The following is an 11,845-nucleotide window of genomic DNA, read 5'->3' as shown; positions in this document are numbered from 1 at the left end:
CTCAAATCATTGGAAATTCGCACTTCAAGATTGAATCCACCGCGTACAAACAGAGATTCGCATAATATATGTTATGGGACAAAATAGAGATCAGATGGATATGCTCATAGAGCAAACCTTCGCACTATTTCGCGCTAAACAGCTTCTCGCACCGGCCTAACCCACCCAAAACATGTTGCTTGGCATTTCTTTGTCCTCGCTGTAACAGCCGCATATTGACCTGTGTCATGGGTACTCTGGACATTCCTTGACACGTTATGGAATGGCGGAAAACGCAACTCTGGCATTCCAACGCCCAGCCTGAGATTTCGGACAGGATTTTGTGGGGAGATTCACAGCTTTGAAACACCCATTCGGTTAGAAGCAAGGGCCTGTCGTCCAACCTTGTACGTTAGATCAGGTGATTGAAGAACAGGACTGATTATGACGACCCATCCCCTTCCCGCCCTTGAGATCAAATCGTTAACGAAACGATTTGGCACCAAGACCGCTGTATCAGACTTTAATCTGACACTGGCACCGGGCTCTTTCTATGGGCTTTTGGGCGCAAACGGGGCGGGTAAGACCACAACCATGCGAATGATTGCAGGCCTGCTTCAGGCCGATGAAGGCAGTATTTCGGTGTTTGGCCGCAATGTATCAACTGATCCGCGGGGGGTAAAATCCATCACCGCTTGGCTACCTGATGAGCCTTTGCTCTATGATAAGCTGACACCCATGGAATATCTCGAGTTCATCGCAGGTCTGTGGTCGGTTGAAGCCAATGTGGCGGAAAAACGCGCCGAAGAATTATTGCGTTGGATGGATTTGTGGGACGAGCGCGATAAGCGCTGTGAGACATTCTCACGCGGCATGAAGCAAAAGACTGCACTTGCGGGCGCCTTGTTACATGATCCGAAGCTTTTGCTTCTCGACGAACCATTTTCGGGTCTTGATGCGGCTGTCGCGCGCCAAGTCAAAGAGCTCTTGGTGGAGAAGACCAAAGAAGGTGCGACAATTGTTTTGACAACGCACGTCATGGAGATTGCCGAGCGCTTGGCAGAGCGGGTTGGTATCTTTCATCGCGGCCGGTTGTTGGCAGATGGGTCGATGGCCGATTTGCGCGCCCAAACAGGCCGTCCGGAGGCGAGTTTAGAAGACGTGTTCATTCAGCTGGTTGATGAAGCATCCGTAGGAAATCTGGCATGATGCTCGACCGCTTATTTGTGCCGGGCAGCATCCTATGGCTGGCGCGCCATCAAATCCGGTTGTCTTGGCGATTGGGTCGGCTTGGCAAGAAAATGCCGAGTTGGTTGAAGCCCGTTTTCACCCTCGCATTTGTAGCCTTTTTGAGCTTCGGTTTAGGCTTTGGTGTTGCTCAGACTTTTGAGGCTGCCGCCGGGGATTATGAACAAATCTCGTCGTTGGCTGGGGCCATTATCCTAACGTTGATGATTTCGGGCCTGTCCATGAATTTGATGGGCTCGTTCATGACGATTACCGAGAAGGGGGATTTAGACCTCCTCCTCTCCTCCCCTATTCCGCCCCATCGCTTCGTCGCTGCCCGCCTGATCTCGTCGGCTTGGCGGGGTTTTTGTATTTATGCGGGCTTTGCCACCGTGTTCTTCGGGGCCAGCATTGTGATGATCTCACCTATGTTTGCGTCCATTTATGTGGTTGTGGCGGGCTTTGCTATCCTTGATGCCGCACTGACCTATCTGATCGCCCGGCAGGCCCTCTTGTGGTTTGGCCTGCGCAATGGACGCCGGGCAACGATCACCTTGGGCGCGATTGGCGTGATGATCGGTCTATTTGGGTATCAAATGGTTTCCAGCACCGGCAGCCTTGGTCGATTGGCAGCCGATACAGAGCATCCAAACCTCGCGTTGGTGCTACTACACGATTGGGTTGTGGCGCTAACCTCGCATTTTGGTTGGCTGGGCGGGACGATTTTGGGTGACTGGTTTGGGGCCTTACTGATTCTGGTTATCAGCGGGATCGTTGCGGCTTTGGTGCTGAATTTTGCCGGCAAGCGCTATGGCCAAGACGTGGCCTTCCTCAATGGTCAAAACGATTATAGCCCCCATAAAGTGCGCAAAGCACATGCCCAGCAATTCCGCAGACCCGCCCTTTGGATGGTGTTCCACAAAGAATGGTTGAGCCTGACGCGCGACCCGCTCTTTGTCAGCCAGTTGATTGTGCCCCTTTTCACCATGGTCCCCTTCATGGGGTTTGTCTGGAATGCGATCAGTCATCCAGAAGATCAAAGCGATATGACTCCATTTATGGGGGCGATGTTTGCAGCCATTACTGTGTTTAACGTCACCATGCTGACCTCAAGCCTCGCCTGGCTTACAGCTTCGGTTGAAGAAGCCCGCGATCTCTTGCAGGCAAGTCCGTTTGACCCGAAGATCATCCTGCAAGGCAAAATCTTGGCCGCCAGCGGCCCGGCCCTTATTCAGCTGGTCGCTATCGCTGCCCTTGTGGCAGCCGCGTGGCCGATGTCGTCCTTGGTTATTCTGGCTTTTGGGGTTGCGACATGCGCGGGCGCCTGCGTTATTGAGTTTTCAAGGCCACGGCCGACCAAAAGGCCGAAAATGACCCAAAGACCCGATCGGTCGATGGTTACAGTGTTGTTTGGATTAGGTCTTGGCATTCTTTGGGCTTGTGCGGCGGGGCTTGCTGCCGCTAAACTCCTGTGGTGGTTATTGCCCGCGGCTCTGGCAATCACCATCTCTTACATGGCTTGGGCAACCCGTCCTCGCGACTTGAGCAGCATACCGGTGTCGCAGCCCTTAGTTGCCGTTACGGTTGGCAGTCCCGGTGGCCCTTGGCAAAGACTGGATCAGACGTAACCTCTATGGCAGAAAAACCGCCTGTGACGACCATTCTGCAAGAAGACCCCGCCATTGCCTATCGACGCATGAAGCGCGTCGCGACTGGGCTGTTTCTGGCAATGACGCTGTTATTTGTCACAACCAAATATTTTGAAGCCTCAAGCCCAGTTCTTCCTTTTGTGCGCGCTTTTGCCGAAGCCGCAATGGTGGGCGCTTTAGCCGACTGGTTTGCGGTAACCGCACTCTTCCGCAGGCCCTTAGGTTTGCCCATTCCCCATACGGCAATTGTACCCAGATCAAAGGACCGCATTGGAGCTGGGCTGGGCCGATTTATCTCGCGCAATTTCCTGCAACCCGAACAGGTTCAACGCCGTTTGAAGGATATGGACCTTGCCGGCAATACGGCTGCGTGGCTGACCGAAGGCGAGCGCGCGCGCCGCGTTGCCCAAGGTATTGCCGGGGCCGTGCCGCGTATCTTGGGCTTGCTCAATGAAGGTAAGATCGCTACGTGGCTGCAGTCCACGCTGACCGAGCGGCTGCGCAATGCCGATATCGCCCAACTTTTGGCCGAGGGCCTCGACATTTTGATCAAGGGTGGCCGGCATAAGGCCATTGTTGACCTCATCATCTTTCATGCCGACCTCGCGATCCATTCAGAGGAAAACATGTTCCGCTCGCGCGTGTCCGACAAAATGGATTGGCTGCCCAAGCTTTTTGCCGTTGATGCCGCCGCCTCTGACGCCTTGCTAACCGCGATCAAGGACACTCTGAAAGACGCGGCAAAAGACCCTAATCACTCCATCCGAACCCGCATCGATGAAGCGCTTGCGCATCTGGCGCGCGACCTGCGCCATGACCCGAATTTGCGCGATCAACTTCAGCGCTGGGTGCGCGAGGTCTCCGATCATCAAGTCGTGCGCACTTATGTAACCAACGTTTGGAATGACCTCAAAAAGAGCCTGCGTGAGCAATCACCCGAAGAAACCGAACGCCTCAGCAATGCCATCGCGGCAGGTTTGGAAGATTTAGCTCGCGCCATTGAACGCGATGACGAGCTGCGCGAAAGCCTCAACCAGCGCTTGAAGTCATGGGCTGTTGAACTCGCCGATGCCCAAGGCGCGGGCGTGGGCACCATGGTTGCTGAAACCATCCAAGGCTGGGACGCCCGCACTGTTGTCGACCAAATTGAAGCCGCCGTTGGCCGGGACCTACAATATATTCGCATCAGCGGCACCTTGATCGGTGGTCTTGCGGGCCTTGCCATTCACACGCTGTCGATTTGGGTTTTCCCGGCAAAGTAAGGTGATGGCTTTGTCGAGCTCGGCGATCGATCAAGGCCGTTAGGCCACAGCCCAGAACCAGCAATTCCAGCAGGTGATCATCTGCGGGACAGTGCCAAGATAAGATCAGGCTGAAGCGCTTGATCGGCGTGGTATTGGGCACGTGCTTCTTGCGCCATCTTACTCCGGTCCAGGTTACGGCCGATCGCTTTGGCGGCAAGGATCGTTACGGCCCCCGCCAAAAACATTGCCCCCAAAACAGGGAAGGCGTTCCAGCCCGTTGCAAAAAGTGGGCTGCCGATAATGGCTTGAATCCCCTTGATTGAGACAGCGACACCTATCGCAAGGCCAGAAATGCTAGCGGCAATCCAACCAAGGATTTGGAGTGCAGGTGGCAAAATCATGGCGACTTGTCCGGCTCTTAACGGAAGTGCCGGTCTGTTCTCAGCATCGCACGCAGCAAGTGTCAGGCGATAGTCGCCTGGCGGGACAGCAATATTGCCGCCCATCGAGCCAAAACGGCTGAGACCTCCTTTCGGTGTGCCTGAATTGCCTGCGAGTGGATCGCGAGCCAAATACTCCGCGCCGCAACACCAAAGTGTGCCGCTGGCGATTTGGAGCTTGCCTTGGTGGAGGATGGAAGCCGAGGATGGCAAATCGTGGGCTTCATCAACAAGAATGTGCACGACGTATGTCCCATTTCCGCCAGTCCCGCCAAACCAAAGACATTCTTCGGCTTGAAGTTGCTCCATCACCTTTATTGGGTTCTTCATAAGAAGGAGGTCGACATTCACAGGCAGAAGAGAATCGTCAAACGCGCAAATCGTGGCGGTATCTGTGCCTACGAAAACAACCTGCTTCATGTGCGAAACCTATCCAAATGTGCCGTCCCAGTCGAAAGCTGACATACGACAAAGTCAAGCTAGACTCGCGGTAACCTCTAAAGATAGGCAGACTAAGACCGCCTCCTAAATCGCCTCCTAAATCGCCACCTCAATCACCATCCCATCCACCGCAGGCACGATGTGTTCTGGCAGGGTGGCTGCTAAAGTCGCGTAATCAAGGTCGATATGCATATTGGTCAGGATCGCTTGCCTAGGCAGGATTTCAGCGATCCATTCAAGGCTTAGCTCTAAATGGGCGTGGCTAGGATGAGGGAGGTGGCGTAAGGCATCGACGATGAAGAGGTCGACGCCCTTACAGGCATCTAAGCTTTCCCGCGGCAAGATCTTACAATCATTGCAATAAGCGACCGGGCCAAAGCGAAAGCCTAAACTGTCAATGTCGCCATGGTTTTGTGCAAGGATTTGAACGTCCAGTGAACCACCTGGCCCAAGGATGGTGAGGGTTTCCCCCGGTAGAGGCATATCTTGCGGATCGAGCAAGGCCGGGTAATGGCTACCGGGCGGGGTTGCGAAAATATAGCCAAAGCGGCGGACCAGATTTTCCCGCGTGACCCCATCCATATAGGTCGGAATGCGTTTGCGCTGATGATAAACAATGGCGCGCAGATCATCGATGCCATGGCTTTGGTCGGCATGGTCGTGGGTATAGAGCAGTGCATCGACATGGCTTACCTTGGCGGCGAGGAGTTGTGTCCGCAAGTCTGGCGAGGTGTCGATCAAAATTACGGTCGAAGTCTCATGGCTATAGGTACCCTGATAGGCCTCCACCAATAAGCTGCACCGCGTGCGATAATTGCGCGGATCGGTGGGATCACATGCCCCCCACTCCCCGCCCACCCTTGGCACACCCCCTGATGAGCCACAGCCAAGGATCGTGACGCGCAGATGGGTTGCCGTCGCATGTGTCATAGGGTCGCCTTACCAAACAAAGCGAAGAAATTGCGGTCGGCGAGGTCAGCAAATTCTTGTGCTTCCAGCCCATAGAAATCGGCCAAATACTGGCTGACATGGGGCAAAAAAGCTGGCTCATTCCGCCTGCCCCGCATCGGAATGGGCGCGAGATAGGGGCAATCTGTTTCAATTAGCACACGATCTAAGGGCACTTGGCGGGCGGCCTCGCGCACATCGGTCGCATTTTTGAACGTGGCAATGCCGGAGAAAGAGACATAGGCTCCAAGGTTTAATCCCCGGCGTAACAGGTCTAGGCCGCTGGTGTAACAATGCAGCAAGATTTTAAATGTGCCCTTGGCCATTTCTTCTTCCAACAGCATGGCGGTCAGGTCATCGGCTTGGCGTGTATGGACGATCAGGGGCAGACCCGTCTGGCGCGCGGCTGCAATATGTGCGCGAAATACGGCAATTTGATTGGCCTCGGAACTATAACCATAATGAAAATCTAGGCCGGTTTCGCCGATGCCTATAGCTTTGGGGTTTGTGCTGGCTGCCACAAGCTGGGCAACCGTCAAATCCTGATAATCGTCGGCATAATGGGGATGCACGCCCACGCTGTGCCAGACATTGGCACGCGGGGCGGAAATGGCTTCAATCGCAGGCAGAGAGGCCATGGTGTCGCAAATCGTCAACATGGCATGCANGATGGCATGCACGCCCGCTTGTGCGGCGCGCTCTAAGACAGCGTCGAAATCATCGACAAAGGATTCATGGTGCAAATTGACGTGGCTATCGATCATGGCGCTTCTTTAATGGATCGGTGCTAGGTCTGCACGAATGGCACGCAGCGCCTCTAGGGTCGCCAGACTACGGTCAAGATTAAGGGCTTCAACCTTGGTTCGCACCTCACGCACATGGCTCCAGGCTTTTGCTGCCCCATCCGTACCAGCGCCTGCCGCAAGCCGTGCTAGCAAGATGCTTTCACCCGGCTCAATTTCCGATATCTCAAGACCAGGTCCCGCACGGCCAGCCCGCGCTAGCCAATCTTCCATCATATCAAACACAGCATGAAAGCGGTCTGCATCGCTGCAGGCCTCAGCAAGGGCGAGCGCTTCATCCAAGGGCGCGCGCGGCAGACCCGACAAATACCGAGACAAAGAGCCATAAAGCTTGGCCGCATTGAGAGCCGCCAACGCGCGCGCACGGCCGGGCCTACCTGCCCCTAAGGCCCGAGTCGTCACATCTACATCCGGCAGAGCCTTGGCCATGGCATCCTCAGACAAGCATGCAAGGTCCAGCCTCCGGCAACGCGACCTCAAAGTTGGCAACAGCCTCCCGGGCGCATGGGCCAATAGAATCAACGTCCCCCCCGGGGGTGGTTCTTCCAAGGTCTTCAAAAGGGCATTGGCGGCATTCGAACTCATATCATCAGCACAATCCACAATGCCGACCCGTACACCCCCTGCCCCATCCGACGTCATGGTGAAAAAGTGGGTGAGATCGCGAATAGCTGCAACGGTCACATCGCGCTTGATCTCGCCCTTTTCAGGGTCCAGCCGCGTGGCCGTGCGTAGATCGGCGTGGGCACCTTGTGCGATCTTTCGGCTAATCGGATCGTCCGGCAGGCTGGCCAGAGGGCTTGTTGAAGCCGGGCTTGCCCCCAAAAGCCTGCGCGCAAAGCGATAGGCCAAGGTGGCTTTGCCCACACCCTTCGGCCCCGTAATCAGCCAAGCATGATGGGAACGCCCACCTGACAGGCTATCGGCCAGTTCTGCCTCTGCCGTTTCATGGCCAAACAGCTCAAACACCGCACGGGGGTGCGGTGACCCGGGCTCTTGATCTGGGGTGGCGGCATCCTCACTCATGACAGGTTCAAGCGTGACCCCAACAGGCCCCACGCCGCCTCAGCCAGTGCATCGGGCGTTACAGAAGCATCGAGCACGCCACACCGGTGCTGGAAGGTCTCAGCAATTTCCAAATAGGCTGCCCGCAAAGCAGTATGAAAAGCAAAGGCCTTGCCTTCAAATCGGTCTTCCGTGCCGCGACGGGCAGCCGCGCGCTGAAGGCCTATGGCAGGATCAATATCGAGGATAAGGGTAAGATCAGGCTGGGTGTGCCCCACAATCAAGGCGTCGAGCGCCTCAACAGCTGCACGCCCTGCCCCACCCGCTTGGCCTTGATACGCGCGGGTGGAATCGGAAAACCGGTCGCACAGCACAATCGCGCCGCGCTTCAGCGCCGGACGGATCAAACGCTCTAAATGATCTTCCCGCGCCGCAAAGAAGAGACACAGTTCCGATAAAGCCGTCCACCGATCCGCAGACCCCGTAACCAATAGCGCCCGAATGGCTTCCGCCCCGGGCGTGCCGCCCGGTTCACGGGTCAGCACAACTTCATGGCCTGAGGCTTCCAAACGCCCCTTCAGACTCGCTAGCAAGGTGGTTTTGCCGGCCCCCTCGCCGCCCTCCAAAGTGATGAAATGGCCGGTTTTCATGCTTCAAGACCCGTCTGCTATCGCGACGGACAGAAGTGACCCGCCCGCCTGCTCTAGGCAAGGGCCTTGATGCAGTCTGGTTGCGTTCTTGTCTAGCGTGACGCCATCACATGGGCACCGCTGACGCCCTGACCCGATACAGTCTCTGCCAAAGCAGAGGCCTCAGCTTGGCTTTGAACCGGTCCTATCAGGATGCGATACAAGCTTGCGCCAGTGGCGGTCTCGGTTTCCACAATCTTGGCAGGCCCCACATCGGAAACTTGTGCCAAGGCGCGCTCGGCATTCGCCCGACGCGAGAAGGCGCCTGCCTGCACATAAAGGCCTGACGCCACTTCATCACTGGTGACGCGGGTAGGCCTAGGCGCGGGCTTTTGCTCTGCCATGCGTGTGGGCGCGGGGTGAACCGGGGCTGGGGTGGGTCTTGTCCACTTCTTCTCTTCGCCCGGCGGCGTTAATGTGGCGGCCGTCACGACAGGCTCTGGATCAGCTGGGCCGACATAACGTACGCGGACCTGGGTTGAACCTTGCTCGCGAAAACCCAAAAGCTCTGCACCACGTGCTGAAAGATCAATCAGGCGATCTGCCACAAATGGCCCGCGATCATTGACCCGCACCACCATGGAACGGCCATTGGTCAGATTGGTCACTTCTACCAAGCTTGGGATTGGCAAAGTGGGGTGGGCAGCGCTCACCACATTCATGTCAAACAGTTCGCCATTGGCAGTTGGCTTGCCGTGAAAATCGCGACCATACCAAGAGGCGGTGCCAATCTCGTTATAATCGGGCTCATGGGTTGGAATATACCAGATACCATTGACCTGATAAGGCGCACCAATCTTTTGGAAGGCTTGCACATCAGCCGGCCGCACGGCGGGGGCGGCCTCAGGCTCTGAGGCGCGGATGGAAATTGGGTTTGGCCGTAAAGCACGCTCTGCGGGGGCCGCCTCACGTGGGGCGCGCGTCGTGGCGGCTGGCAGGGAAGCCATCTGAACTCGCTCAATCGGGGCACCCTGTGTGGTAGGGGCGGCGCTAGATTTTGCCGCGGCGGGCACAATCCTTGGAGAGGTCGTCTCTGCTTTCCGCACGGGCTTACTTGCGGGCTTGCTCGTGGAAGTTGCCTCAGGAGAGGCTGCCTCGCTATTGATGACAGGCGCCAAAGGGCGGGCATTCGGGGCCGCGGTTACAGGCTGAGCTGCAAATCCGACTGCCAAAAAAAGCGCCCCGGTCCGCAAAGGACCTATGACAATTAGATCAATAATTTTGTTGTTAAAACAATGCGTAACTACTCGTTTATTCAGTGCCGAATCCCGGACCATTTTGTGTCCCACCATATTGGTCTGCAGTAGTTTCTGCAAACATTCTTATCGCGCCGGTTGATCCGACTGCGGGTTGCACTCTACAAGAGAGGTTTGAAATCAACGCTTGGAAATTAGATCGAATTTTATCGATCTTGCATTTTCTTTCAGGCGTTGCCTCAAAGCGCGGACAGGTGGCCGAGTGGTTTAAGGCAGCGGTCTTGAAAACCGCCGTAGGTGGAAGCCTACCGTGGGTTCGAATCCCACCCTGTCCGCCAGTGTCCCTTTGTTCGAGCCGATTCTATTCACGCCTCGACATACCAGACATGCTAGCTTTGGTGGGTAGCTGCCCCCCTTGACCCCCTCCCCACAACACCGGATACAATCGGGCACCAAAAGCGGGCATTCAAAAGGCTCGGTTAAAGATAATTCAGGGGGGTGAGATGCACTATAAGGAACTCAAACAGGCCTGGGCCGAACTGACCTCTTCTGGCCAACCCTTCGAGATTGAAGAGATTGAGGTTCGCGGCAGTGTGATCCGAAGCTATAAGCACGCCCCGCCGAATATCCGCGCCGTTTGGCTCTCTACCATCGCCTTTAGTGACCGGGAATATCTCATCTATCAGGACGAGCGGATCACCTATGGCCAAGCCCATGAGCGGGTGAACGCGATTGCGGCTTGGTTGTGGGCTCACGGCGTGCGGCGCGGTGATCGTGTGGCTGTTGCCATGCGCAATTATCCCGAATGGATGCTGCTCTATTGGGCGTGTGTTTCGATTGGCGTGGCTTGCGTCGGCATGAATGCTTGGTGGGTCACCGATGAGCTGGAATATGGCTTGAAGGATTCTGCACCCAAGGTGTTGTTCTGCGATTCAGAGCGTCTCGCCCGCGTGATGGAACGCCCGCACATGGCGGAAGGTATGGCTCTGGTAGGGGTCCGCTGTGCCACACTGCCTCATGGGGTAATCGCTTATGAAGCGGTTCTGGCTGGTGGCGGGGCTATGCCAGATGTGGCAATTGATCCCGATGATGATGCCTGCATCTTTTATACGTCGGGCACCACGGGCTTTCCCAAGGGCGCGCAACTAACCCATCGTGGATGCGTTGCCAATCTGATGAATATGAGTTTTTCGGGCCAAGTCCAAGGCCTTGCTACCCTGCGCGCCAATGGCATAGACCCTGCCAGCGTACCGCCACCAAACCCGCCTGTGGGCCTTATCACCACACCCCTTTTCCACGTCACGGCCAACAATTGTGCGGCTTATGTTGCCACGGCCAGCGGCGGGAAAATGGTGCTGATGTATAAATGGGATGCCGGCGAAGCGCTGCGGCTGATTGAAACCGAAAAGGTCACGGCCATGAGTGGTGTGCCCACCATGGCGCGCGAGGTTATCACCCACCCTGATTTTGCTAAGACCGATACGTCCAGCTTGTTGACCTTGGGCGGCGGCGGTGCGCAGGTGCAGCCTGATCTTGTTGCCAAGATTGACGCCTCTGTCCCGACCGCCAGACCCAATACAGGTTATGGTATGACCGAGACATGCGGGATCATCACAGCGGTCAGCGCTGACTTCTTTGTCGACAAACCCGCTAGTTGTGGCCCTGCCATGCCGACTTTTGAGGCCCGCTGTGTCGACGATCACGGCAATTTCCTGCCCGTTGGAGAGATGGGTGAGCTGTGGGTCAAAGGAGCCCCAGTCATCAAAGGCTATCTCAACCGCCCCGACGCCACTAAGGAAAGCATCACTGACGGCTGGCTGCACACGGGTGATGTGGCGCGCATCGATGAAGATGGCTTTATCTTCCTCGTCGATCGCAAGAAGGACATGGTTTTGCGCGGCGGCGAAAACGTCTATTGCGTCGAAGTGGAAGCCGTGGCCTATCGCCATGCGGCCGTGGCCGAATGCTGTGTGTTTGGTGTGCCCGATGAGCGCTTGGGCGAAGAGGTGGGGGCGGCGATTCTGGTGCGTCCCGACATGACTTTATCGGCACAAGAATTCCGCGACCATTGTTTAGGCCTGATGGCCAAACACAAAGTGCCGCGCTATGTTTGGTTCCTCACGGAAGCCATCCCGCGCAATGCCTCGGGCAAATTCCTTAAGCGCGCGCTGAAGGAAAGCTTGAAGGTAGAAGAGGCGCATTAGGGGTGCGGTCAATCGTGTCC

The 11,845-nt window shown here is 56.2% G+C and carries 10 protein-coding genes and 1 tRNA gene; 5 read left to right on the top strand and 6 right to left on the bottom strand.

The window, feature by feature from the left end; all coding sequences use genetic code 11:
• Positions 1-423 precede the first annotated feature (423 nt).
• The 3 genes from B7364_RS03800 to B7364_RS03790 are packed head-to-tail and all read left to right on the top strand — an operon-like array spanning position 424 to position 4,117.
• Positions 424-1,188 carry an ABC transporter ATP-binding protein gene (locus B7364_RS03800; RefSeq protein ID WP_085338612.1) on the top strand — a complete coding sequence of 255 codons (765 nt, stop codon included), beginning with the start codon at positions 424-426 and terminating at the stop codon, positions 1,186-1,188.
• Positions 1,185-2,834, top strand: a complete 1,650-nt coding sequence (locus B7364_RS03795; RefSeq protein ID WP_085338611.1) for a hypothetical protein — start codon at positions 1,185-1,187, stop codon at positions 2,832-2,834. Before B7364_RS03800 ends, B7364_RS03795 begins: the two co-directional genes overlap by 4 nt.
• Before the next feature lie 5 nt (positions 2,835-2,839).
• Entirely contained in the window at positions 2,840-4,117 is a 1,278-nt protein-coding gene (locus tag B7364_RS03790; protein WP_085338610.1) for a DUF445 domain-containing protein, read from the top strand.
• A gap of 77 nt (positions 4,118-4,194) precedes the next feature.
• Here B7364_RS03790 and B7364_RS03785 read toward each other — a convergent pair whose 3' ends face one another.
• From B7364_RS03785 to B7364_RS03760, 6 genes are all read right to left on the bottom strand, one after another.
• On the bottom strand, positions 4,195-4,959 hold the full coding sequence (locus tag B7364_RS03785) for an SH3 domain-containing protein (RefSeq protein WP_085338609.1): 765 nt from the start codon (positions 4,957-4,959) through the stop codon (positions 4,195-4,197).
• Positions 4,960-5,076: 117 nt separating this feature from the next.
• On the bottom strand, positions 5,077-5,910 hold the full coding sequence (locus B7364_RS03780) for an MBL fold metallo-hydrolase (RefSeq protein WP_085338608.1): 834 nt from the start codon (positions 5,908-5,910) through the stop codon (positions 5,077-5,079).
• Positions 5,907-6,692 carry a TatD family hydrolase gene (locus B7364_RS03775; RefSeq protein ID WP_085338607.1) on the bottom strand — a complete coding sequence of 262 codons (786 nt, stop codon included), beginning with the start codon at positions 6,690-6,692 and terminating at the stop codon, positions 5,907-5,909. The genes B7364_RS03780 and B7364_RS03775 overlap by 4 nt, the downstream gene beginning before the upstream one ends.
• A gap of 9 nt (positions 6,693-6,701) precedes the next feature.
• Complete coding sequence (locus B7364_RS03770) at positions 6,702-7,757, bottom strand: DNA polymerase III subunit delta' (RefSeq protein WP_085338606.1); 1,056 nt, start codon at positions 7,755-7,757, stop codon at positions 6,702-6,704.
• Entirely contained in the window at positions 7,754-8,386 is a 633-nt protein-coding gene (gene tmk, locus B7364_RS03765) for a dTMP kinase (protein WP_085338605.1), read from the bottom strand. Before tmk ends, B7364_RS03770 begins: the two co-directional genes overlap by 4 nt.
• A 92-nt stretch (positions 8,387-8,478) precedes the next feature.
• A complete protein-coding gene (locus B7364_RS03760) occupies positions 8,479-9,597 on the bottom strand; it encodes a septal ring lytic transglycosylase RlpA family protein (RefSeq protein ID WP_269798757.1) in 1,119 nt (372 codons plus the stop codon).
• A gap of 272 nt (positions 9,598-9,869) precedes the next feature.
• Between B7364_RS03760 and B7364_RS03755 the strand changes: the two genes are divergently transcribed.
• Positions 9,870-9,959: transfer RNA gene (locus B7364_RS03755), tRNA-Ser, on the top strand.
• Positions 9,960-10,124: 165 nt separating this feature from the next.
• Positions 10,125-11,825: a class I adenylate-forming enzyme family protein gene (locus B7364_RS03750; RefSeq protein ID WP_085338603.1), complete on the top strand. Its 1,701-nt coding sequence runs from the start codon at positions 10,125-10,127 to the stop codon at positions 11,823-11,825.
• Positions 11,826-11,845 lie beyond the last annotated feature (20 nt).

The organism is Aquidulcibacter paucihalophilus (genome assembly GCF_002105465.1).
Taxonomy (GTDB): Bacteria; Pseudomonadota; Alphaproteobacteria; order Caulobacterales; family Aquidulcibacteraceae; genus Aquidulcibacter; species Aquidulcibacter paucihalophilus.
This window is presented reverse-complemented; position numbering and strand designations above follow the sequence as displayed.

Bases quoted from the DNA above. Each gene is read 5' to 3' on its own strand.
- tmk (WP_085338605.1), bottom strand. From the start codon at position 8,386: ATGAAAACCGGCCATTTCATCACTTTGGAGGGCGGCGAGGGGGCCGGC.
- B7364_RS03790 (WP_085338610.1), top strand. From the start codon at position 2,840: ATGGCAGAAAAACCGCCTGTGACGACCATTCTGCAAGAAGACCCCGCC.
- B7364_RS03785 (WP_085338609.1), bottom strand. From the start codon at position 4,959: ATGAAGCAGGTTGTTTTCGTAGGCACAGATACCGCCACGATTTGCGCG.
- B7364_RS03780 (WP_085338608.1), bottom strand. From the start codon at position 5,910: ATGACACATGCGACGGCAACCCATCTGCGCGTCACGATCCTTGGCTGT.
- B7364_RS03770 (WP_085338606.1), bottom strand. From the start codon at position 7,757: ATGAGTGAGGATGCCGCCACCCCAGATCAAGAGCCCGGGTCACCGCAC.
- B7364_RS03750 (WP_085338603.1), top strand. From the start codon at position 10,125: ATGCACTATAAGGAACTCAAACAGGCCTGGGCCGAACTGACCTCTTCT.
- B7364_RS03800 (WP_085338612.1), top strand. From the start codon at position 424: ATGACGACCCATCCCCTTCCCGCCCTTGAGATCAAATCGTTAACGAAA.
- B7364_RS03795 (WP_085338611.1), top strand. From the start codon at position 1,185: ATGATGCTCGACCGCTTATTTGTGCCGGGCAGCATCCTATGGCTGGCG.